The 20,838-nt window shown below is 68.0% G+C and carries 21 protein-coding genes and 1 tRNA gene; 11 read left to right on the top strand and 11 right to left on the bottom strand.

Annotated features, from left to right (window positions below; all coding sequences use genetic code 11):
* Positions 1–24: 24 nt before the first annotated feature.
* Both clpP and tig read right to left on the bottom strand, forming a co-directional pair.
* A complete protein-coding gene (clpP, locus tag WS96_RS11245) occupies positions 25–678 on the bottom strand; it encodes an ATP-dependent Clp endopeptidase proteolytic subunit ClpP (protein WP_006496351.1) in 654 nt (217 codons plus the stop codon).
* Positions 679–818: 140 nt separating this feature from the next.
* Entirely contained in the window at positions 819–2,165 is a 1,347-nt protein-coding gene (gene tig, locus WS96_RS11240; RefSeq protein ID WP_059832545.1) for a trigger factor, read from the bottom strand.
* A 391-nt stretch (positions 2,166–2,556) separates the two neighbouring features.
* On the opposite strand from tig, the gene WS96_RS11235 reads away from it, so the two are divergent.
* Together WS96_RS11235 and WS96_RS11230 are read left to right on the top strand one after the other, a co-directional pair.
* Positions 2,557–3,702 (top strand): glycerate kinase, encoded by a 1,146-nt coding sequence (locus WS96_RS11235; RefSeq protein ID WP_059832543.1) that lies wholly within the window; start codon positions 2,557–2,559, stop codon positions 3,700–3,702.
* 62 nt (positions 3,703–3,764) lie between these two features.
* Positions 3,765–4,214, top strand: coding sequence for a MarR family winged helix-turn-helix transcriptional regulator (locus tag WS96_RS11230; RefSeq protein WP_034207548.1), 450 nt, complete (start codon positions 3,765–3,767; stop codon positions 4,212–4,214).
* Between the two features lie 264 nt (positions 4,215–4,478).
* On the opposite strand, the gene WS96_RS11225 is transcribed toward WS96_RS11230, so the two are convergent.
* Both WS96_RS11225 and WS96_RS11220 read right to left on the bottom strand, forming a co-directional pair.
* A complete protein-coding gene (locus WS96_RS11225; RefSeq protein WP_059832541.1) occupies positions 4,479–5,477 on the bottom strand; it encodes a 2-dehydropantoate 2-reductase in 999 nt (332 codons plus the stop codon).
* Between the two features lie 105 nt (positions 5,478–5,582).
* Positions 5,583–6,734 (bottom strand): helix-turn-helix transcriptional regulator, encoded by a 1,152-nt coding sequence (locus tag WS96_RS11220; protein WP_059832539.1) that lies wholly within the window; start codon positions 6,732–6,734, stop codon positions 5,583–5,585.
* Positions 6,735–7,036: 302 nt separating this feature from the next.
* Between WS96_RS11220 and WS96_RS11215 the strand changes: the two genes are divergently transcribed.
* The 4 genes from WS96_RS11215 (at position 7,037) to WS96_RS11200 (ending at position 10,781) form a co-directional block, all read left to right on the top strand.
* Positions 7,037–8,086, top strand: coding sequence for a porin (locus WS96_RS11215; protein ID WP_059832537.1), 1,050 nt, complete (start codon positions 7,037–7,039; stop codon positions 8,084–8,086).
* A 21-nt stretch (positions 8,087–8,107) separates the two neighbouring features.
* A complete protein-coding gene (locus WS96_RS11210; RefSeq protein WP_059832535.1) occupies positions 8,108–9,316 on the top strand; it encodes an MFS transporter in 1,209 nt (402 codons plus the stop codon).
* 14 nt (positions 9,317–9,330) lie between these two features.
* Entirely contained in the window at positions 9,331–10,440 is a 1,110-nt protein-coding gene (locus tag WS96_RS11205; RefSeq protein ID WP_059832533.1) for a class II histone deacetylase, read from the top strand.
* A 110-nt stretch (positions 10,441–10,550) separates the two neighbouring features.
* Positions 10,551–10,781 (top strand): membrane protein, encoded by a 231-nt coding sequence (locus WS96_RS11200; protein WP_027784697.1) that lies wholly within the window; start codon positions 10,551–10,553, stop codon positions 10,779–10,781.
* 104 nt (positions 10,782–10,885) lie between these two features.
* On the opposite strand, the gene WS96_RS11195 is transcribed toward WS96_RS11200, so the two are convergent.
* Together WS96_RS11195 and WS96_RS11190 are read right to left on the bottom strand one after the other, a co-directional pair.
* Positions 10,886–11,179: a hypothetical protein gene (locus tag WS96_RS11195; RefSeq protein WP_059832531.1), complete on the bottom strand. Its 294-nt coding sequence runs from the start codon at positions 11,177–11,179 to the stop codon at positions 10,886–10,888.
* A 185-nt stretch (positions 11,180–11,364) separates the two neighbouring features.
* Positions 11,365–11,451: transfer RNA gene (locus WS96_RS11190), tRNA-Leu, on the bottom strand.
* A 245-nt stretch (positions 11,452–11,696) separates the two neighbouring features.
* On the opposite strand from WS96_RS11190, the gene hpnD reads away from it, so the two are divergent.
* The gene (gene hpnD, locus WS96_RS11185) at positions 11,697–12,530 is read left to right on the top strand and encodes a presqualene diphosphate synthase HpnD (RefSeq protein WP_059832529.1); all 834 of its coding nucleotides are present in this window, start codon (positions 11,697–11,699) and stop codon (positions 12,528–12,530) included.
* 10 nt (positions 12,531–12,540) lie between these two features.
* Here the strand turns inward: hpnD and WS96_RS11180 are convergent, their stop codons facing one another.
* The 3 genes from WS96_RS11180 to WS96_RS11170 form a co-directional block, all read right to left on the bottom strand.
* Positions 12,541–13,761: a DUF1501 domain-containing protein gene (locus WS96_RS11180; RefSeq protein WP_059832527.1), complete on the bottom strand. Its 1,221-nt coding sequence runs from the start codon at positions 13,759–13,761 to the stop codon at positions 12,541–12,543.
* 67 nt (positions 13,762–13,828) lie between these two features.
* A complete protein-coding gene (locus WS96_RS11175; protein ID WP_059832689.1) occupies positions 13,829–15,325 on the bottom strand; it encodes a DUF1800 domain-containing protein in 1,497 nt (498 codons plus the stop codon).
* 134 nt (positions 15,326–15,459) lie between these two features.
* Complete coding sequence (locus WS96_RS11170) at positions 15,460–15,738, bottom strand: hypothetical protein (RefSeq protein ID WP_034207558.1); 279 nt, start codon at positions 15,736–15,738, stop codon at positions 15,460–15,462.
* Positions 15,739–15,996: 258 nt separating this feature from the next.
* On the opposite strand from WS96_RS11170, the gene ompR reads away from it, so the two are divergent.
* The 4 genes from ompR to WS96_RS11150 all read left to right on the top strand — a co-directional run bounded on the left by ompR (position 15,997) and on the right by WS96_RS11150 (position 19,476).
* The gene (ompR, locus tag WS96_RS11165) at positions 15,997–16,731 is read left to right on the top strand and encodes an osmolarity response regulator transcription factor OmpR (RefSeq protein WP_006478565.1); all 735 of its coding nucleotides are present in this window, start codon (positions 15,997–15,999) and stop codon (positions 16,729–16,731) included.
* 41 nt (positions 16,732–16,772) lie between these two features.
* Entirely contained in the window at positions 16,773–18,134 is a 1,362-nt protein-coding gene (locus tag WS96_RS11160) for an ATP-binding protein (RefSeq protein WP_059832524.1), read from the top strand.
* A 189-nt stretch (positions 18,135–18,323) separates the two neighbouring features.
* The gene (locus tag WS96_RS11155; protein WP_006478563.1) at positions 18,324–18,872 is read left to right on the top strand and encodes a peroxiredoxin; all 549 of its coding nucleotides are present in this window, start codon (positions 18,324–18,326) and stop codon (positions 18,870–18,872) included.
* A gap of 76 nt (positions 18,873–18,948) precedes the next feature.
* The gene (locus tag WS96_RS11150) at positions 18,949–19,476 is read left to right on the top strand and encodes a carboxymuconolactone decarboxylase family protein (RefSeq protein ID WP_006478562.1); all 528 of its coding nucleotides are present in this window, start codon (positions 18,949–18,951) and stop codon (positions 19,474–19,476) included.
* Positions 19,477–19,587: 111 nt separating this feature from the next.
* Here the strand turns inward: WS96_RS11150 and ispF are convergent, their stop codons facing one another.
* A complete protein-coding gene (gene ispF, locus WS96_RS11145) occupies positions 19,588–20,070 on the bottom strand; it encodes a 2-C-methyl-D-erythritol 2,4-cyclodiphosphate synthase (protein WP_059832522.1) in 483 nt (160 codons plus the stop codon).
* A gap of 29 nt (positions 20,071–20,099) precedes the next feature.
* Entirely contained in the window at positions 20,100–20,810 is a 711-nt protein-coding gene (ispD, locus tag WS96_RS11140; protein ID WP_059832520.1) for a 2-C-methyl-D-erythritol 4-phosphate cytidylyltransferase, read from the bottom strand.
* Positions 20,811–20,838: the final 28 nt, after the last annotated feature.

The following is a 20,838-nucleotide window of genomic DNA, read 5'->3' as shown; positions in this document are numbered from 1 at the left end:
ATCGGGGCGGCACCCCGTTTAAGCTCACGGGCGCTTCAACAGCACCTGATCGATCAGCCCGTACGCCTTCGCGTCCTCGCTCGACATGAAGTTATCACGGTCGGTGTCGCGCGCGATGCGCTCGACGTCCTGGCCCGTGTGCTGCGCGAGCAGGTTGTTCAACCGTTCCTTCAGGTAGAGGATTTCGCGCGCCTGGATCTCGATGTCGGACGCCTGGCCGCGCGCGCCGCCCAGCGGCTGGTGAATCATCACGCGCGAATTCGGCAGCGCGAAGCGCTTGCCCTTCGCACCCGACGCGAGCAGGAACGCACCCATGCTGGCCGCGAGGCCCATGCACAGGGTCGACACGTCCGGCTTGATGAACTGCATCGTGTCGTAGATCGCCATGCCGGCCGACACCGAGCCGCCCGGGCTGTTGATGTAGAGGCTGATGTCCTTGTCGGGATTCTCGCTCTCGAGGAACAGCAATTGCGCGACCACGAGGTTGGCGGTCTGGTCGTTCACTTCGCCGACCATGAACACCAGGCGCTCCTTCAGGAGACGCGAATAGATATCGTACGAACGCTCGCCGCGGCCGCTCGTTTCGACGACGATCGGCACCAGCCCCAGCGCTTGCGCCTCGAAACCCTGCGGCGCGTTCGAAGCAAGCATGTCCAGCAATTCAGCGCGAGTGATCATTCAATGAACCTTGTTCGAATGGAAAATTGAACGGAAGGAAGCCGCCCGCTCAATCGCCATATTAATGGCAACCGTGCGCTTGACGTAAAAACGGCGTGCGGGCCGTCGCTCCGACAGCCGGCACGCCGCTAGAGCGACACTTACGCTTGCGCCGATGCGCTCGCGAGTGCCTCGAAGCTCACTTCCTTGTCCGTCACCATTGCCTTGCCCAGCACGAAGTCGACGACGTTGCTTTCAACGACGAACGCTTCCATCTCGGCGAGGCGCTGCTGGTTGGAATAATACCAGCGGACCACTTCCTTCGGGTCTTCGTAGCTCTTCGCGAACTCGTCGACTTCCGCGCGGATCTGTTCCGGCTTCGCTTCGAGGCCGTTCGACTTCACCAGTTCGGCCAGCACGAGGCCCAGCTTCACGCGGCGCTCGGCCTGCTCGGCGAACATCTCGGCCGGAATCGGCGCGTCCTTCGCGTTCGGCACGCCGCGCTGCGCCAGATCCTGGCGAGCCATTTCGACGAGGCGTTGCTGATCCTGCTCGATCAGCGCCTTCGGCACGTCGAGTTCGGAAATCTTCAGCAGCGCGTCCATCACCTGGTTCTTGACGATCGACTGCGTGCGGCGCTTCGCTTCGCGCTCGAGGTTTTCCTTGATCTCGGCGCGCATCTTCGTGAGGTCGCCGTCTTCGATGCCGAGCGACTTCGCGAATTCGGCGTCGATTTCCGGCAGGTGCGGCCACTCGATCTTCTTCATCGTGACCGTGAACTGCGCCGTTTTGCCGGCGACGTCCTTGCCGTGGTAGTCATCCGGGAACTTGAGGTCGAACGTACGCTGTTCGCCGACCTTCAGGCCCAGCGCCGCCGTTTCGAATTCCGGCAGCATGCGGCCTTCGCCGAGCACGAACGGGAAATCTTCGGCCGTGCCGCCCTGGAACGCGACGTCGTCGATCTTGCCGACGAAGTCGACCGTCACGCGGTCGCCGTTCTTCGCCGCGGTGTCCGCGCCGCCGTCGCCGTGCTCGCCCGCTTCGCCGCGTGCGTGGTAGTGCACGCGTTGCTTGCGCAGGATGTCGAGCGTGCGGTCGATTTCGGCGTCGCCGATCGACGTCGTCGAGCGCTCGACTTCAGCCGTCGCCAGATCGCCGATCTTCACTTCCGGGTAGACCTCGAACGTCGCGTCGAACGCGTATGCGTCTTCAGCCTGTTCCTGCTTCGGCTCGAAGCTCGGCTGGCCGGCGACGCGCAGGTTTTCCGCGCGGCTGATCGTGAAGAATTCCTGGCCGATCTTGTCGCTCAGCACTTCCGCCTCGACCTGACCCGCGTACTGTTGCGCGACCATCTTCAGCGGCACCTTGCCCGGGCGGAAACCCGGCATGCGCACGTTCTTCGCGAGTTTCTGGATACGGGCGTCGATTTCCTTCTGCACGGTGTCTTTCGGCAAAGAAATCGTCACGCGGCGTTCAAGCTTGCCGAGGTTCTCAACAACGTTAGCCATGGCTTCAATCGTCCTAAAATTATTCGAGCGAATCGGGTTTTCCTTGCCGTGCCTGCCTGCAGCGTGAGGTGCGTCGCACTCGCACGCCGCGCCGGAGCGCCACGCCATCCCTGCACGCGCCGAATGGCTAGCGCAAGCGGCTCGGAGCACGGCTTTGGCCGGAAGAATCGACTATTCTAGCAAACAATTTTCCTCATACCGCCAGATCGGCGCGTCACGCGTGCGTCCTGCCCAGTCGGCGGCGCGTTGCACGGCCATGCGGGCGGATCGTGGCTATGCCGAACGGCGTATCCACTCCGGGCCGACCATCCTGTAAGCTCCGATAGAGGGTGACCCACGTTCGTGGCCCGCCCCTTCATTCTTCACACCAATCACGCCTTCCGGAGACACCATGCCGCAACACCCGTCCGCGCCTGTCGTCGTCGTCGCGCCCGATTCGTTCAAAGGCTCGCTTTCCGCCGAGCAGGTCGCGGACGCGATCGCCACCGGCATTCGCCGCGCCCGGCCCGATGCCGTCGTGCGCTGCTGCCCGATGGCCGACGGCGGCGAAGGCACGCTCGACGCGATGCTGGCCGGCGGCGGCACGCGGCGCACGCTGCGGGTGGCCGGCGCGTCGCTGGCGGCGCGCGACGCGGCGGTGGGCGTGATCGATGCGCGCACCGCGATCGTCGAGACGGCCGAGATCGTCGGGATTACCGACCCGGTCGGCATGAGCGTGCCCGTCGACGCGCGCAGCACGCGCGGGATGGGCGACGCGATCCGCGCGCTGCTCGACGACGGCGTGCGCCGCTTCTTCGTCGCGCTCGGCGGCAGCAGCACCAACGACGCGGGCGCCGGGCTGCTCGCGGGCCTCGGCCTGCAGTGCTTCGACGCGGGCGGCCAGCCGGTCGAGCCCGTGCCGTCGCGGCTCGCCGACATCGCGCGCATCGACGCGTCGGGGCTCGATCCGCGCCTGAAGGAAACGGAATTCGTCGGCATGTCCGACGTCGACAACCCGCTGACGGGCGCGCATGGCGCCACCGCCGTGTTCGGTCCGCAAAAGGGTGTGACGGCGGCGCAGGTCGCGCCCCTCGATGCGGCCCTCGCCCGCTTCGCCGACCTGCTCGAAGCCGCGCTCGATCGCCGCGGCCGCGATCTGCCGGGCGCGGGCGCCGCGGGCGGCCTCGGTTTCGCGCTGCACATGCTCGGTGCACGCTTCGAGGCCGGCGCCGAAGTGGTGGCGCGCCAGGTCGGGCTCGACGCCGCTCTGGCCGGCGCCGACTGGCTGATCACCGGCGAAGGCCGCTCCGACGTGCAGACGCTGCACGGCAAGGCGCCGTTCATCGCATGCCGGCACGCGCAGGCCGCCGGCGTGAGCGCGTCGCTGCTGTCGGGCGCGGTCGACCCGGCCGCGCTGCCGCGTCTGTCCGAGCATTTCTCCGGCTGCTTTTCGCCGGCTCCGGGGCCGATCACGCTCGACGTCGCGATCCGCGACGCGGCCAACCTGCTCGCGAACGAAGCGGAACAGTTGACACGCCTGAAGTACGGTGCACACTGACCGTTGACCCGAGCGCACGATACAGGAACAATCGGGCCCGCCCTTTTTCTTCAGGATTCGACATGAAAGGCCGCCAAGCCGGGCTCGATCAGTTTCTGACCTATCGCCTCCATGCGCTCACGAAGCGCTCCGACCGCGGGATCGGCGAGGTGTACCGGCACAAGCTCGACATCTCGCTGCCCGAGGCGCGCGTGATCGCCGCCGTCGGCGCGTTCGGCCCGTTCTCGATCATGGATCTCGCGCGCCACACCAATCTCGACAAGAGCCAGGCAAGCCGCGCGGCCGAAGCGCTGCTGCGCCAGGGGCTGCTCGAGCGCAGCGCGAGCGACGAAGACGGCCGGATCGTGCTGATCGCGCTGACCGCCGACGGCCGAGCGCTGCATCGCAAGATCATGCCGATCGTGCGCAAGTGGAACGACGGCCTGCTCGCGTGCCTGTCCGACAGCGAACGTCAGACGTTCGAGCGGCTGCTCGACAAGGTCGTTGCGCACGCAGTCGAGCGCGACGACTGAGTAACCGGCTTCGAAGTCAAGCGCGATGAAGTGAATCGTCGCAAGGCGTGTCGGCCCCGCCGTCGCCGGTTCACGAAGCGTAGCGGCGGCATTGATCGGACGAATCGGACGAGCCGCCCGCGTCGCGTCACGCAAGATCCGGGAGGCTTGTCCGGGCGCGCCGTCCGGGCGGCCCGTCTTGCACCGCGACGGCATCGCGCGAAGCACGCGCAGTCGCGGTGCCGGCGTCGCCGACGGCCGTGAACCCGGCGGCCTTGTGGCGCACTACAACCCGCTGTTCGTCGCGCGCTGACGCAACAATCCGAGCACCGCGTCGCAGTACGGCGTCGGCACGCCAAGCTTGCGGCCGAGTTCCGGAAACACGCCGAGGATCGGCCCGATCTCGAGCGAGCGCCCCGCCTCGAAATCCTGCAGCATCGACGTCTTGAACGCGCCCAGCTTGCGCGTGACCGCGATCCGCTCGGGGCCGCTCATCCCGGCGGACAAGCCGAGCCTCGCGCCGATCGCAGCCGCTTCCTCCATCATCCGCAGCGCGAGATCCTGCGTGAACGGATCGTCGAGCAACTGCTCGGCCGTCGACCCGGTCAACGCGCTCAGCGGGTTCATGTTCATGTTGCCCCACAGCTTCGTCCAGATCTCGGTCCGGATCGCGGGCGTCGTCTCGACGTCGAAACCGCCGACCGCGAGCGCCGCGGCGAACCGCGCCGTGGCCCCGTCGAGCCGCGGATCGGGCGTGCCGACGATCAGCCGGTTGCCGCGCCCGCGCCGCACGACGCCCGGCGCGTCGGTACTCGACGACAGATGCACGACGCAGCCGATCGCCTGCGCGGGCGGCAACGCGGCCGACACCGCGCCGGCCGGATCGACCGCATCGAGCGGCACACCGTCGATCGCCCCTTCGAGCCCGTGCGTGAACCACCACGGCAGCCCGTTCATCGCCGCGACGATCACCGTATGCGGCCCGACCAGCGGCGCAATGCGCGCGGCCAGCGCGGGCAGCGCCTGTGCCTTCAGCGCGATCACCACGTAGTCCTGCACACCGAGCGCGGCCGCATCGTCGCTTGCGCGCACCGGCACCGACGCGATTGCGCCCGCCTCGTCGATCACGCGCACGCCGTGCGCATTCAGCGCATCGAGCGTCGCGCCGCGTGCGTACGCGCTCACGGTCATGCCGGCTCTAGACAGCGCGGCCGCGAGCAATCCGCCGATCGCGCCGACCCCGACCACCGCCGCGCGCACCGACCCTGAATTCGTGTCGTTCATGATGGCATTCCGTCTCCCGGGAGCTGACGAGCATAACGCGCAATGGTTGCAGACACAACCATTCGGGCGACGCAGCGCGCATCGGGCGGCACGCGTTCGTGCGCCTCAGCGCGGTACGCTGCCCGCCTCCGCCGCTTCGTCGTCGATCGCGCCGCTGGTCGCGCCGAGCACGCCGGCGATCTGGCTCTTGTCGTGCATGCCGAGCTTGCGGTACGCGCAGCGCAGGTAGTGGCGCACGGTCGTCGGCGAGATCGCCATCTGCTGCGCGACTTCCTTGTGCGAACGCCCGGCGCCGTAATAGCGGATCGCCGCGAGCTCGCGCGGGCTCAGCCGGTCGAGCAGCGAGCGCGGCCGCGCCTCGATCTGGAACAGCCCCGCGACGGGCACGCACTGGATGCGCAGCGCGTCGCCGACGAACGGCCGGCCCGGCTGGCGCCGCAGATGCGCGACCAGCGGCTCCGGTACGCGCGCACCGGCCCAGGCCGGCCATTCGGTGCGCAGCACGTCGTCGAAATCGTGATCGGCATGGTGCAGCACGCCGAAGTTGTCGCACAGCGCACGCGCCGCCGGCACGACCGTGTCGGTGCGCTCGCGTTCGCGCGTGAGCTGCGCGGCGCGGTTGATCGTCAATGCGGCCGCGAGATGCGGAATGACTTCCTCGAAACGATGCGCGTCGTCGTCGCTGAACGGCCGGTTCAGGCCCTGCCGGTAGATCGACACGAACGTCGTCAGGCCGAAGCGGCGATCGAGCGTACACACGAACATCAATTGCGCGAGCCCGTACTTCACGCACCAGTCGCGAAACCGCGCATCGAGCCCCGGCTCGACGACCGACAGCCGCACCGCGCGGCCGTGCGCGCCGTGCAACGTGCGGCGCGCGAGCGGATCGCAATCGCGCACGCGCTTCCAGTCGATGAAGAACGCGTGCGGCAACCGGTACAAAAAGCTGTTGTGCATCACCGGGCCCGTCGGCACATGGGTCGCGACGCCCGTCCACGCGGCATCGAACGGAACGAGCGCCTGCAGCAGCGAAAAGAACCGGTATTCGAATTCGCCGATGGCGGACTGCGCGGCCACCGCGTACAGGTCGAGCAGCATCAGGCCGAGTTCGCGCTGCGCTGCGTCGCCGCGCGTGACGCCATCGAAATCGGCGCGCCGGGACGGCAGCGGCGGCCACGCGAATTCGTCGAGCGCGATGGCGGCCGGCACGTCGCGCAGCGCGTCGAGGTCCTGCCCGATATCCGTCGTGATCCTCACCTTCCGCTCTCCTGTCCGGTCGGGCCGCCGATGTGCGCAACGATACCGGCCGATTATAGCGAGCGACTTTTTTGGCGGGCCACGGCGCCGAAACGCTCGCCAGCCCCATCCATTTGAACGGTACACCGCACGTTGCTGCTGCGCAGCACGGCGCGCGGCGACGTTGCGCGGCGTTTAGGCCGTGCAACGCGGGTTTTCCGCACCGTTCATCTGGACGACTGTTCGACGGTTTTCCCGCTGCGGACACTGCGTCGCGACAACACCAACGACGAACCGACGCAGGAAGGTATGGAGAACCCCACGTGACGACACCCCGCTTCATCCGCACGGCCACGGCCACGGCCGCCGCGGCACTTGCCGCATGCGGCGGCGCGCATGCGCAGTCCGCCCTCACGCTGTACGGCGCGCTCGACGTCGGCGTGCAGTACCTGACGCACGCCGACGGGCGCCATTCGGCCGTGCGGTTGCAGAACTACGGCATCCTGCCTTCGCAGCTCGGGATCAAGGGCCACGAGGATCTCGGCGGCGGCTGGCGGGCGCTGTTCAAGCTGGAACAGGGCTTCAACGTCAACGACGGCACCCCGACCGCGCCCGGCTACGCGTTCTTCCGCGGGGCATACGCGGGCATCGCGGGACCGGTCGGCACCGTCACGCTCGGCCGCCAGTTCAGCGTGCTGTTCGACAAGACACTGTTCTACGACCCGCTCTGGTATGGGTCGTACAGCGGCCAGGGCGTGCTCGTGCCGATCAACGCGAACTTCATCGACCACTCGGTCAAATATCAGTCGCCGACGTTCGCCGGCTTCGACGTCGAAGCGCTCGCCGCGACCTCCGGCGTCGCAGGCAATACGCGCGCCGGACGCGTGCTCGAGCTCGGCGGCCAGTACGCGAGCAACGGCCTGTCGGTGAGCGCGGTGCTGCATCAGGCGCACGGCGACGTAGCGGCGGCGGCCGACGCGTCCGCGCGGCGTCGCGAACTCGGCACGCTCGCCGCACGTTATGCGTTCGCCACGCTGCCGCTCACCGTGTATGCGGGCGTCGAACGCCTGACCGGCGACCTCGACGCGGCCCGCACGATCGTCTGGGGCGGCGCGCGCTACCTGACGTCGAACGGGATCGGCCTGAACGCGGGCGTCTACCACACCGATGCGCGCACGCCGGCGGTCGGCCACCCGACGTTGTTCATCGCGAGCACCACGTACGCGCTGTCCAAGCGCACCGTCGCATACCTGAACCTCGGCTATGCGCGCAACAGCGGCCAGAGCGCGCAGACCGTCTACGAATACGACCCGACGCCGCTCGCCGGCGCGTCGCAGTTCGGCGCGATGGTCGGCATGTACCACCTGTTCTGATTCCCCCAACGAGATCCCGTCATGAAGACCCTGCCCCCGGATGTCGCCCTCTCGCGCGACGGCCATGCGTCGACGTTCGCGCGCTCGACGCTCGTCGCGCTCGTCGTGTTCGCGGCCATCACGCCGCTGTTGCTGCTCGTGGCGCCCGCCGTCGCCGGTCAGCTCGCCACGCAACTCGGCCTGTCCGCGTCGCAGATCGGCACCTACTTCTTCGTCGAACTCGGCGCGTTCAGCCTCGCGACCGTGCCGTCGTACCTGTGGCTCGGACGTGTCGACGCGCGTCGCGTCGCGGCGTTCGCCATCGCGCTGTTCGGCGCGGGCAACCTGCTGACTGCGCTATGGATGCCGGGGTTTGCCGCGCTGCTCGCGCTGCGCGCCGTCACCGCCCTCGGCGGCGGCTCGCTGATGGTGCTCTGCATGACGAGCGCGGCGACGAGCAGCAACAGCGACCGCGTGTACGGCCTGTGGGTCGTCGGTCAGTTGATCGCGGGCGCGATCGGCCTGTTCGTGCTGCCCCACGTGTTCGCCGCGTTCGGGCTCCGCGCGCTGTACGTCGCGCTCGCCGTGCTCGCGCTGCTCGCGGCGCCGCTGTCGCGCGGCTTTCCGACGTCGCTCGGCACGCGGGCGGCGTCCGCGTACGCGGCGCGCGGCGACGCGCCGCCGACGCCGCGACGCTTCGTCGTGCTCGCCATCGGCGCGGTGCTGACGTTCTATCTCGCGATCGGCAGCGTATGGACGTTCGCGAGCCGTGCGGCGGCCGAGGCCGGGCTCGATCCGCAGTCGACCGGCAACGTGCTCGCGATCGCGAGCGTGATGGGGATCGCCGGCGCGGCGCTCGCGTCGTGCGCGGGCGGGCGGCTCGCGCGGCGCGCGATGCTGGCGACCGGCTATGCGCTGCTCGCGGCGTCGCTCGTCGCGCTCGCGGCGATGCGTGACACCGGCGGCTACGGCGCGGCGATCTTCGCGTTCAAGTTCGCGTGGACCTTCGTGCTGCCGTTCATTCTCGCGACGGTCGCGCAGATCGACACGTCCGGCCGCCTCGTCGCGACACTCAATTTCGTGATCGGCGCGGGGCTCGCCGCCGGCCCGCTGCTGGCCGGCCTGATGCTCGACGCCGGCGGCACGATGCGCGCGCTGTTCGCGGCCGCGACGGCCGTCGCGATCGTGTCGTTCGCCGCGCTGCGCCACATCGATCGCCGCGCGCGCCTTTCCGTTTCCTCCCAACCGTGACAGGTCACGCATCCATGAATCGCACTGCCTTCTTCACCGACGAACGCACTTTCTGGCATACCGGCGGCACGCACGCGCTGTTCTTTCCGGTCGGCGGCTGGGTCCAGCCGCCGTCGAGCGCGGGCTACGCGGAATCGCCCGATTCGAAGCGCCGCTTCCTGTCGCTCGTGCAGGCGTCGGGCTTGGCCGCGCAGCTCGACCTGCGCGGCGCCGAACCCGCGACCACCGCCGACCTGCTGCGCATTCATCCGGCACACTATCTCGACGCGTTCCGCGCGCTGAGCGACGCGAACGGCGGCGACCTCGGCGATCTCGCGCCATTCGGCAAGGGCAGCTACGAGATCGCCGCGCTGTCGGCGGGCCTCGCGATCGCGGCGATCGATGCGGTCGTCGGCGCGCGCGCGGCGAATGCGTTCTCGCTGTCGCGGCCGCCCGGCCATCACTGCCTGCGCGACCGCCCGATGGGCTTCTGCATGCTCGCGAACATCCCGATCGCGATCGAGGCCGCCCGCGCGAAGCACGGCATCGAGCGCGTCGCGGTGATCGACTGGGACGTGCATCACGGCAACGGCACGCAGTCGATCTACTACGACGATCCGGATACGCTGACGATTTCGCTGCACCAGGACCGCTGCTTCCCGCCCGGCTACGGCGGCGCGGACGATCACGGCGAAGGCGCGGGCGTCGGCGCGAACCTGAACGTGCCGCTGCTCGCGGGCAGCGGCGACGATGCCTACCGGTATGCATTCGAGCGAATCGTGCTGCCGGCGCTGGCGCGTTTTCGCCCCGAGCTGATCGTCATTGCGAGCGGCCTCGACGCGAGCGCGGTCGATCCGCTCGCGCGCATGCAGCTGCATACCGACAGTTACCGGTTCATGACCCGCGCGGTAAAGGAAGCCGCGCAACGCCATTGCGGCGGGCGGCTCGTGATCGTTCACGAAGGCGGCTATTCGGAGGCGTACGTCCCGTTCTGCGGGCTGGCGATCGTCGAGGAACTGGCCGGCCTGCGCACCGAGGTCGCCGACCCGATGCTCGACCTGGCGATCGCGCAGCAGCCGGGCGAGCGGTTCGTCGCGTTCCAGCGCGCACTGCTCGACGAACTGGCCGTGTCGTTCGGGTTGTAGCGCGCGTTGACGAACGATACCGGGCCGGCATGCGCCGGCCCTTGCGCGATCGGTACGGATGGGGTTTCCTGTGTCTTTACTCCCGTTCCGGCCGAGGCCGCACTCTTCCGATGAAATCGTCCCCGCGCGATAACAACGACACTGCCAAAACGCGCCGCCAGCCGTCGAAGCTGGCCCTGAACATCGCCGCCGTGACGGTCGGCCTCATCACGTTCGCGATCGGCGCGGCGTGGGTGATCTATAGCTGGATCGTCGATCGCGAAGCGCAGTATTTCGCGATTCCGCTGGTGTTCTCGGTGCCGGTGATCGTGGCCGTCGCGATCCGCAGCTTCTGGGAATAGTCGCGCCGGAAACGACGAAGCGCCGCGGTCGGGCGACGCGCGGCGCTTCGTTTCACGCTCGTTTCAACTGAAGCGGTGCGCTCCGCGATCCGCTTGCAAGCGAGTCACAGGCCGGGACGCGGGCACGGATTGGGGGCTGCGCCCTGATATCCGCCGGCGACGGCACCCAGCGCGGCGCCGGCCAGGGACGTGCCGAGCGCTTTCAACACCCCCTCCGTCGACAACGGCTCGCCGCTCGACATCACACGCCCCGAATACGCGGAGCATGCGGACGACGATGCAACCGTCTTCACGGGTGTGGCACTCCACGCGATGTTGTCGGCAGGCGTATTGGCGAAAGCCGGCGCGGCCAGCATCCATGCCAGAACGGAAATCGGGATACGTACGGTGTGTTTCATCGGCAGGCCCCTCGGTGTCGTTGTACTTCTTGTACGAAAAGTGAGCACGATATTACACGCGACCGGTTTTTCGAGCGAGGTCCGGATGCCGGGCGGCGAAATCGGCGTCAATAAAAAAGCGCTGCGGTCAGCCGACCGGCAGCGCTTTTTCGCGAACGGCCCCTGCCGGGGGCACGTTCGACTTCTGGTGCGTGAGGCCGGACTCGAACCGGCACACCCTCGCGGGCGTCAGGACCTAAACCTGGTGCGTCTACCAATTTCGCCACTCACGCGCATTTCCGTCGCCCGACCGCGCGGGACGCAAGATGCGTGCTCCACGCGCCCGGGACCGCTCGGGACACTTCAGCCGGCCCGAAAACCGGCACGCCCGATCAGGCGAGCGCGAGATTCTACCCGATCCGTGCGGCCTTGTCTCGCCCCGCCGGCGCCCGTCGCGCCGCGGTGCTAGAATGCCGCGCTCGACGTTTCGGCAGCGCGCCGCCGCGCGTCCCCGAACCCGCCCCAACCGATTCAGCCCGTGAACTTCGACGACTACTGTCAGCAAAAGGCCGCCCCCGCAGGCTCCAGCGTCTACTACGCGCTGCGTCAGGCGCCGCTCGCCACGCAGCCGCGCCTGACCGCGCTGTTCGCGCTGCGCCGCGAACTCGAGGAAACCGTCAAGGAAACCAGCGATCCGACCGTCGGACACACGAAACTCGCGTGGTGGCACAAGGAACTCGCGGCGCTGGCCGACGGGCAACCGTCGCACCCCGTCACGAAGGCGCTCGCGCAGCATCACCCCGCGATCGCCGCCGAGGCCGATGCGCTGCGCACGCTCGTCAACGGTTACGGGATGGACCTCGAGCAGGCGCGCTACCTCGATTTCGCGAACCTGCAGCGCTATATCGCGCAGGTCGGCGGCACCTTCGCGTCGCTGGTTGCGCGTGCCAGTTCGGCGCACCCGGCCGACCCGCAGCCATGGGCCGCGAACGTCGGCCGCGCGCTGATGCTCGCGCAATTCGTGCAGGAGCTCGGCAACGACGCACGCCACGGCCGCATCTATCTGCCGATCGACGAACTGCAGCGCTACAACGTGACCGCGGCCGATCTGCTGAACCGCCGCTACAGCCCGGCGTTCACCGAATTGCTGCAATTCCAGACGGCCCGCGCGCGCGAAGCGCTCGCGGCCGCCGATGCGGCGATTCCCGCCGCCGAACGCCGCGCGCAACGCACGCTGCGCGCGCAGATCGCGCTGGCCGGCGCGCTGCTCGACGAAATCGCGCGCGACGGCTACCAGGTGCTGCATCAGCGCATCGCGCTGACGCCGATCCGCAAGCTGTGGATCGCGTGGCGCGCCGCGCGCCGCCGTTGAGCGGCACGTATCACGCCTTCAGCAACGGCAGCGGGTCGAAATGCTGCTGCAGCACACGCGTCGCGTCGAGCCCCCACCAGGACCCGAGCACGGTCGCGTAAAGCTGGCGGAAATCGATCGCGACCGGCAGGTTGCCGTTGCCGTCGAGCCGCCCGAGCGCGGGCGGCGCACCGTACAGCCCGCCCGCCACGCGGCCGCCCATCACGAAATGCGGCGCGGCCGTGCCGTGATCGGTGCCGTTGCTCTGGTTCTCGCGCACGCGCCGGCCGAATTCCGCATACGTCATCACGAGCGTCTCGTTCCAGCGCCCGAGTTCGATCAACGCCGCGCGCATCGCGCTCATCCCGTCCGCGAACTGCTTGAGCAGCGCGGCGTGCTGCCCCGGCTGGTTCTGGTGCGTGTCGAAACCGTTGAGCGTGAGGCGCAGCACCGCGACACCGTCCTGCGCGCCGGGCCCGGACGCTTCGCACGCGGCCAGCACCTGCATCGCGGTCTTCACCGACGTGCCGAACGCGCCGGCCGGAAAGGCCGTCCTGAATTCGCGCATTCCGCCGCGCGGGCGCAGCCGGTCGGCCGCCTTCACGATGTCGTTCTCGACGTCGATGATGTGCGCGAGCGCCGGGTTCTGCTCGCGCAGCGACGACGGCTCGGCGAGCCGGGCCGCACGGATGAACTGCGCGGGATTGACGAGCGCGATCGCGCGCGCGCCGTTCGACAACGGCCCCATCTCGGCGCTGCCGAGCACGACGCCGTCCGCCGCGAAACCGGGCGGCACGGGCGCCTGCGCGAACGTGCGCGTGAGCCAACCCTCGTGCAGGTACTGATCCGAGCGCGACGCGGTGTCCCAGATCTCGATCGAGCGGAAATGCGACAGGTTCGGCTGCGGATAGCCGACACCCTGCACGACCGCGACCTGCCCGTCGCGCCACAGCGGCACCAGCGGCGCGAGCGACGGGTGCAGCCCCGTCTGCGCGTCGAGCTGCAGCACCTGCTCGCGCTTGATGCCGATGCCGCGCCGGAACGAGTAGTACAGCGGGTCCGCATACGGCACCACCGTGTTGAGGCCGTCGTTGCCGCCCTTGAGCTCGACGAGGATCAGCACGTTCGCATACCCGGCCGCAGGCTTTCGGCCGGCCTGCGGCGCGGCCGCCGCCACCGCGCTCGCCTGCCACATCGACACGCCGGCCGCCGCCGCGGCGCCCGTCAGCGTCAGAAAATCACGTCGGTTCATCGCACATCCTTTGGTTCGCCGCCCGCCGCCTTTGCCGCGGCCGCCGCCCGCTTCGTCGTCGTTCGCATCATTTCAGTTGATAGGCCGGATCCATCAGCAGCGCCTCGAGATACGCGCTGCCGGTCGAATCCGTGTCGATCGCCGCGACCGGCGAGAGTTGCAGCACCGCATGCTGCAATTGCAGCTCGGTGGACAGTCCCGCGATCGCCTGCGGCCGCGCACGATACTGCGCGAGCCAGCGCTCGAGATCGAAACGCAAGCCGCCGCGCGCGGGCTTCGCGGGCATGCCGCGCGGGCCGGCGGCGGACGCCGCGTCGGTCACCGGCATCGCGTGCGCGCTCGGCGACGGCGCGATCGCACGGGCCGGCGGCCGCATGCCGGCCGTCTCGGTCGCGCGGAACAACTGCTCGACGAACTGCTTGCGCGACAGCAGCGTCGTGCTGTTGATCCACAGCGCGCCGCCGGGCCAGCCCTTCACGTTCGGCGGATAGAACAGGTTCTGTCCGAGCGTGCGCACGGTGTTCGCGAGCATCTGCGGATCGCCGTACGCCACGTCGAACAGCCGCACCGAGCCGACCACGAATTCCGCCGGCGACTTGACCAGCACGCCGCGATTGCGCGGATCCCAGAACGCGTCGGTCGACCACAGCGCGGCGAGCGCCGCGCGAATGTCATAGCCGCTCGCGCGAAACCGCTCGGCCACCACGTCGAGCGCGCGCGGCTCCGGCGTATCGGACACGAACTCGCGCCACAGCTTGCCGGCGATGAAGCGCGCGGTGTCCGGCCGCTTCAGCAGGATGTCGAGAAAGCCGTCGCCGTCGAACGGCCCGGTTTCGCCGAGGATCGTCTTGTCGCCGGCATCGTGCCATTCGGGCCGCACCGCGAAGCGCAGCGTGTCGGGATCGACCGTCCAGCCCGTCATCGCGCGCGCGGCCTCGGTCACGTCGTGTTGCGTGTAATGCCCTTCGCCGAGCGTGAACAGTTCCATCACCTCGCGCGCGAAATTCTCGTTCGGGCGGCCCTTGCGATTGCTCGCGCCGTCGAGATACTGCAGCATCGCCGGATCCTTCGCGACCGCGTGCAGCAGCGAGCCGAAGTTGCCGAGCGCCTCGCGGCGAAACAGCGCGTTCTGCGCGGCCATCGTCTGCGGGTAAGGCACCTTGTCCTGTCCGGACGTGAAATGCCCGTGCCAGAACAGCGTCATGCGCTCGGTGAGCGGCGACGGCGTCGCGACCATCTCGTTGACCCAGGCCGCACGCAACGCATCGTAGCGGCGATTGCGCTCGCGCTGCTCGTCGCGCCGCATGTCGGGCGTCAGCGCCTGGCGCTGCGCGCGTGTCGGCGGCGGCTCGGCGAGCCAGTCGGGCCACGTCGTGACGGGTTCCCGTCGTGCATTGCCGAGCGTATCGGCCACGACCTGCGCGCGCGTCATGCCGACGATGCGCGCGACTTCGGCGGGAGCGGGAGAAAAACCGGTGCGACCGAGAAAAAACACCGCGTCGTCGGCATCGAGCGGCGACTGCATGGCAGGCGACGGCGCCGGTGCGGCAGCGTTCGCTTTCATCGTCATGGACTCCCGGAACGCACCGGCGGTGCGGATGCCCGTACAACGGCATTCGGCGGCCGAAAGTTGACGGAAAAAATGCTACGAATTCTTTCCGCGCGGGGATTTCCGCGCGAGGCGAACGACGGCACGCATCAGCGCTTGTACAACTCACGCACGGCGTCTTCGATGTGCTGGCGCAACAGGTGTCGCTCTTCGGGCGTCATGTGCCCGTCGCGACGGCGCTGTTCGAGATCGGGAGGCACGGCGGAACGGGCCGTCATATCGGCGGCGCGATCGGGCTGCGGCGCTTTGCCGCGCGGCAGCTTGCGCGACGATGCGCCCTGCTCGGGGCGCTGCGCATACGCGAGGTTCGACGCATACGGACCGGCAAGCGCGATCGTCAGCATCAGTGCAATCCGGGCAGATCGCATGACCGTCCTCGCTTCTTTGGTCGATTTGTTCCCTTCGTCACGCGGCAACCGGCTACCTCTGGTACTTGAAAAACCCTGCGGAATTCGGGTGTACAAAGATGAAAGATGGAGTGCAGGGGAGTATCTACCGAATTTCGGCTTCGAGTAAAGGAATCTCTATAGCGTGCCTTTACTCGGCGCGACACTACGGGTAAATTTTGTAACCGACTGTAACGCACGAAAATACGCGGCCGTGCGCCAATTCCCATTCGCGATAAGATGCCGATCATGGAAACGAAAAACCCCTCCAAGATTCTCGTCGTCGACGACGACCCTCGCCTGCGCGATCTGCTGCGCCGCTATCTCGGCGAACAGGGTTTCAACGTCTACGTCGCGGAAAACGCGACCGCAATGAACAAGCTCTGGGTTCGCGAGCGATTCGACCTGCTCGTGCTCGACCTGATGCTGCCCGGCGAAGACGGCCTGTCGATCTGCCGCCGGCTGCGCGGCAGCAACGACCGCACGCCGATCATCATGCTCACCGCGAAGGGCGAGGACGTCGATCGCATCGTCGGCCTCGAGATGGGCGCCGACGATTACCTGCCGAAGCCGTTCAATCCGCGCGAACTGGTCGCGCGCATTCATGCGGTGCTGCGCCGCCAGGCGCCGGCCGAACTGCCGGGCGCACCGTCGGAAACCACCGAGGTGTTCGAGTTCGGCGAATTCTCGCTGAATCTCGCCACGCGCACGCTGACCAAGTCCGGTCAGGAAATTCCGCTGACCACCGGCGAATTCTCGGTGCTGAAAGTGTTCGCGCGTCATCCGCGTCAGCCGCTGTCGCGCGAAAAGCTGATGGAGCTCGCACGCGGCCGCGAATACGAAGTGTTCGACCGCAGCCTCGACGTGCAGATCTCGCGCCTGCGCAAGCTGATCGAACCGGATCCGGGCAGCCCGCGCTTCATCCAGACCGTCTGGGGCCTCGGCTACGTGTTCATCCCGGACGGCGCCGCCTGAGCTTTTTCCTTCCCGGTTTCGCCCCGCCCACGGCCCGTCCCATGCGTATCGACCGGCGCCTTCTGCAGCTCGCGTTCGGCGGGCTGTTCTGGCGCACCTTCCTGCTGATCGCGCTGCTGATCTCGGTCAGTCTCGCCGCGTGGTTCCAGAGCTTTCGCGTGATCGAGCGCGAGCCGCGCGCGCAGCGCGTCGCGCTCCAGCTCGTCGCGGTCGTGAAGCTCACGCGCACCGCCCTGCTCTATTCCGATCCCGACTTGCGGCGCGCGCTGCTGCAGGATCTGGAAAGCAACGAGGGCGTGCGCGTCTACCCGCGCGAGAAAACCGACAAGTTCAAGCTGCAGCCCGACGAATCGCTGAACCGCCTGATCGAACACGACATCCGCAGCCGGCTCGGCGACGATACCGTGATCGCGCAGTCGGTCAACGACATCCCGGGCGTATGGATCAGCTTCAAGATCGACGACGACGATTACTGGGTCGCGCTCGATCGCGACCAGCTCGACAACGTCACGGGCCTGCAGTGGGCCGGTTGGGGGCTGTTCGCGCTCGCGCTGTCGCTGTTCGGCTCCGCGTTCATTACCAGCCTCGTGAACCGGCCGTTCTCGCGGCTCGCGCTCGCCGCGCGCCAGGTCGGTTCGGGCCAGGCGCCCGAGCCGCTGCCCGAGCGCGGGATGGGCGTCGCGGCCGAGACCAACCGCAGCTTCAACCAGATGGTGCGCGACCTCGAACAGCTCGAGGCCGATCGCGCGCTGATGCTCGCGGGCATCTCGCACGACCTGCGCACGCCGCTCGCGCGGCTGCGGCTCGAAACCGAGATGAGCCCGTCCGACCAGGCGACCAAGGACGCGATGGTCGACGACATCGAGCAGATGGACCGCATCATCGCGGCCTTCATCGACTACGCGCGCCCGTCGCAGCGCAAGCCCGAGCCCGTCGATCTGTCGTCGGTCGCGCAGGACGTCGCCGCGCGCGTGTCGGGCGAGGACGGCGTCGAAATCCGCACGCGGCTCGCGCCGAGCGCGATCATCGAAGCCGACGAGACCGACATGCGGCGCGTGATCGGCAACCTCGTCGAGAACGCGCGCAAGTACGGCCAGAGCAAGCAGGACGGCATCTCGCGGATCACGCTCGAAACGCGCGTGTCGCATGCGCGCGTCGAGCTGTCGGTAAGCGACGAAGGCCCCGGCATCCCCGAGGATCAGCTGCCGCTCGTGATGCGGCCGTTCTACCGCGTCGACACCGCGCGCACCAAGGCGGACGGCACGGGCCTCGGCATGGCGATCGTGCTGCGGCTCGTCGGCCGCTACCGCGGCGCGCTGCGCCTGCGCAACCGCCACCCTGAAGCCGGCCTCGAAGTCACGCTCGAATTCCCCGGCGCCGGCAAGGCGCGTGCGACCGCATGACACGTTCGCGCACGCATCTTGCGCGTCACACTATCGATCCGGTTGACAAAAGCTATGAAGGGCGTTAGTCAAAATCTATTGAAGTGAAGCATCAATAGTGTTATAGTCCCTTTCATGCTGTCACATCATCGTTGCAGCACCGAGGTAGCTTGACTCAGTCTTCTTCCCAACTCACACAGGAGTATCCGCATGAAAACCGTGGGCGATAAACTCGAAGCTTTCACCGTCGTAGCCGCGAAGCCGGGCTTCAACAATCACGAGGAAAACGGCCAGTCGGCGTTCGAGACCGTCACCGAAGCGTCGTTCCCGGGCAAGTGGAAGATCATCTACTTCTATCCGAAGGATTTCACGTTCGTGTGCCCGACGGAAATCGTCGAGTTCGCGAAGCTCACGAAGCAATTCGAAGAGCGCGACGCGGTCCTGCTCGGCGGCAGCTCGGACAACGAATTCGTCAAGCTCGCATGGCGCCGTGAGCACAAGGACCTCGACAAGCTGAACCACTACTCGTTCGGCGACGTCAAGGGCGAACTGATCGACCAGCTCGGCGTGCGCGACAAGGAAGCCGGCGTGGCCCTGCGTGCGACGTTCATCGTCGATCCGGACAACACGATCCAGCACGTTTCGGTGAACAACCTGAACGTCGGCCGCAGCCCGGAAGAAGTCCTGCGCATTCTGGACGGCCTGCAAACGGACGAACTGTGCCCGTGCAACCGTGCAGTCGGCGGCGCAACGCTGTAAGCGCATCGATGCACGAAGCCCGCGGCGCACGTCCTGCCTGCGGGCTTTTTTAACGGCCAACCCATAGGAGATATCAATGGAATTCATCGACTCGATTAAGGCACGCATCCCCGACTACGCAAAGGACATTCGCCTGAACCTCGACGGCACGATCTCGCGCTCGTCGCTCGAAGGCACCGACGCGGTCGGCGTGGCGCTGGCGGCGGCCATCGCGGCGAAGAGCACGGTGCTCGTGAAGACGATCCGCGAAGCCGGCGTGCTGTCGCCCGAGGAGACGAACGCCGTGCTGACGGCGGCCGCGCTGATGGGGATGAACAACACCTGGTATCCGTACGTCGAGATGGCCGACGACGCCGACCTGAAGACGCAGCGCGCCGAATTGCGGATGGGCGCGTATGCGACGCACGGCGGCGTCGACAAGCGCAAGTTCGAGATGTACGCGCTCGCCGCGTCGATCGTCGGCAAGTGCCACTTCTGCGTGAAGTCGCACTATGCGCTGCTGAAGAACGAGCAAGGAATGACCGTCACGCAACTGCGCGACGTCGGCCGTATCGCGTCGGTGATCAACGCCGCCGCACAGGTGATCGCCGCCGAAGGCGAATAAGCCGCGCCGTCCCGCTCGGGGCCGGCTCCGCATGAAAAAATGCCACGCGCTTGCGTGGCATTTTTGCTTTCCGGCGGAGCACCGCGCGGGCGCCGCCGGCCGGTCGCGGTTTCAGCCATGCTTCACCAGCAATGCGGCGGCCTGGGCCTCGATCCCCTCGCCGCGGCCGAGATAGCCGAGCTTCTCGTTGGTCTTCGCCTTCACGTTCACGCGCTCGAGCGGCAGCCCGAGATCGGCCGCGATGTTCGCGCGCATCCCGTCGATGTGCGGCGCGAGCTTGGGCGCCTGCGCGATCACGGTGCTGTCGACGTTCTGAATCGCGAAGCCGGCCGCGTTCACGCGGGCGACGCACTCGCGCAGCAGCACGCGGCTGTCCGCGCCCTTGAATGCCGCGTCCGTGTCGGAGAAATGACGGCCGATGTCGCCGAGCGCCGCCGCGCCGAACAGCGCGTCGGTGATCGCGTGCAGCAGCACGTCCGCGTCCGAGTGGCCGAGCAGACCGCGCTCGTACGGAATCGTCACGCCGCCGATGATGAGCGGGCGTCCCGGGACGAGCTGATGCACGTCGTAGCCTTGTCCGATTCTGAAATCCATGCGTAATCCGGTTTGAGATGAGGGAAAAGTCAGGAAGCGTTCGCGGCCCGCGCGAGAATCGCTTCCGCGAGCGCGAAATCTTCCGGGTACGTGACCTTGAAGTTGCGCAGGCTGCCCTGCACGACGCGCGGCGTGTGGCCGGCCCATTCGATCGCACTCGCTTCGTCGGTCAGGTCGTGCCCTTCGCGCTGCGCGCGCAGGATCGCGTCGCGCAGCATGCCGATGCGGAACATCTGCGGGGTCTGCGCCTGCCACAGCGCGTCGCGCGGCTCCGTGCGCGCGATCGCGTCGCCGCCGGCCGGCACGCGCTTGAGCGTGTCCGCCACCGGCAGCGCGACGATGCCGCCGACCGGGTCGTCCTTCAGCGTCGCGACGAGCGTGCGGATCAGCGCCGGCGTGATGCCCGGGCGCGCGGCGTCGTGCACGAGCACCCAGTCGTGGTCGGTCGCGCCGAATTCGGCCAGCTCCAGCAGCCCGTTGAGCACCGACGCCTGCCGAGAGCCCCCGCCGCAGCGGCGCACCGCGAAGCGCAGGCCCGCGAAGCGGCGTGCGTCGAAATGGGAATCGTCGGGCGCGAGCACGACGAGCGTCTGCGAGAACTCGCTGCACGCGTCGAACGCGGCGAGCGTGTAGTGCAGCAGCGCGCGGCCGGCCAGCGTGCGATATTGCTTCGGCACGGCCGAGCCGGAACGGCTGCCCGTGCCGGCACAGGGAATCAGGGCGAAAAGTCGGGGAGTCACGAAGGCAAACGCCGGAAAGATGAAATCG

Origin of the sequence: Burkholderia sp. MSMB1835, from assembly GCF_001526365.1 — a bacterium.
Lineage (GTDB): Bacteria > Pseudomonadota > Gammaproteobacteria > Burkholderiales > Burkholderiaceae > Burkholderia.
This window is presented reverse-complemented; position numbering and strand designations above follow the sequence as displayed.

What these genes read in the sequence shown, in the direction of transcription:
- ompR (WP_006478565.1), top strand. Translation starts at nt 15,997, where the DNA reads ATGCCGATCATGGAAACGAAAAACCCCTCCAAGATTCTCGTCGTCGAC.
- WS96_RS11180 (WP_059832527.1), bottom strand. Translation starts at nt 13,761, where the DNA reads ATGAACCGACGTGATTTTCTGACGCTGACGGGCGCCGCGGCGGCGGCC.
- WS96_RS11235 (WP_059832543.1), top strand. Translation starts at nt 2,557, where the DNA reads ATGCCGCAACACCCGTCCGCGCCTGTCGTCGTCGTCGCGCCCGATTCG.
- WS96_RS11155 (WP_006478563.1), top strand. Translation starts at nt 18,324, where the DNA reads ATGAAAACCGTGGGCGATAAACTCGAAGCTTTCACCGTCGTAGCCGCG.
- WS96_RS11170 (WP_034207558.1), bottom strand. Translation starts at nt 15,738, where the DNA reads ATGCGATCTGCCCGGATTGCACTGATGCTGACGATCGCGCTTGCCGGT.
- WS96_RS11195 (WP_059832531.1), bottom strand. Translation starts at nt 11,179, where the DNA reads ATGAAACACACCGTACGTATCCCGATTTCCGTTCTGGCATGGATGCTG.
- tig (WP_059832545.1), bottom strand. Translation starts at nt 2,165, where the DNA reads ATGGCTAACGTTGTTGAGAACCTCGGCAAGCTTGAACGCCGCGTGACG.
- WS96_RS11225 (WP_059832541.1), bottom strand. Translation starts at nt 5,477, where the DNA reads ATGAACGACACGAATTCAGGGTCGGTGCGCGCGGCGGTGGTCGGGGTC.
- WS96_RS11150 (WP_006478562.1), top strand. Translation starts at nt 18,949, where the DNA reads ATGGAATTCATCGACTCGATTAAGGCACGCATCCCCGACTACGCAAAG.
- ispF (WP_059832522.1), bottom strand. Translation starts at nt 20,070, where the DNA reads ATGGATTTCAGAATCGGACAAGGCTACGACGTGCATCAGCTCGTCCCG.
- WS96_RS11160 (WP_059832524.1), top strand. Translation starts at nt 16,773, where the DNA reads ATGCGTATCGACCGGCGCCTTCTGCAGCTCGCGTTCGGCGGGCTGTTC.
- clpP (WP_006496351.1), bottom strand. Translation starts at nt 678, where the DNA reads ATGATCACTCGCGCTGAATTGCTGGACATGCTTGCTTCGAACGCGCCG.
- WS96_RS11210 (WP_059832535.1), top strand. Translation starts at nt 8,108, where the DNA reads ATGAAGACCCTGCCCCCGGATGTCGCCCTCTCGCGCGACGGCCATGCG.
- WS96_RS11200 (WP_027784697.1), top strand. Translation starts at nt 10,551, where the DNA reads ATGAAATCGTCCCCGCGCGATAACAACGACACTGCCAAAACGCGCCGC.
- WS96_RS11230 (WP_034207548.1), top strand. Translation starts at nt 3,765, where the DNA reads ATGAAAGGCCGCCAAGCCGGGCTCGATCAGTTTCTGACCTATCGCCTC.
- WS96_RS11205 (WP_059832533.1), top strand. Translation starts at nt 9,331, where the DNA reads ATGAATCGCACTGCCTTCTTCACCGACGAACGCACTTTCTGGCATACC.
- WS96_RS11175 (WP_059832689.1), bottom strand. Translation starts at nt 15,325, where the DNA reads ATGAAAGCGAACGCTGCCGCACCGGCGCCGTCGCCTGCCATGCAGTCG.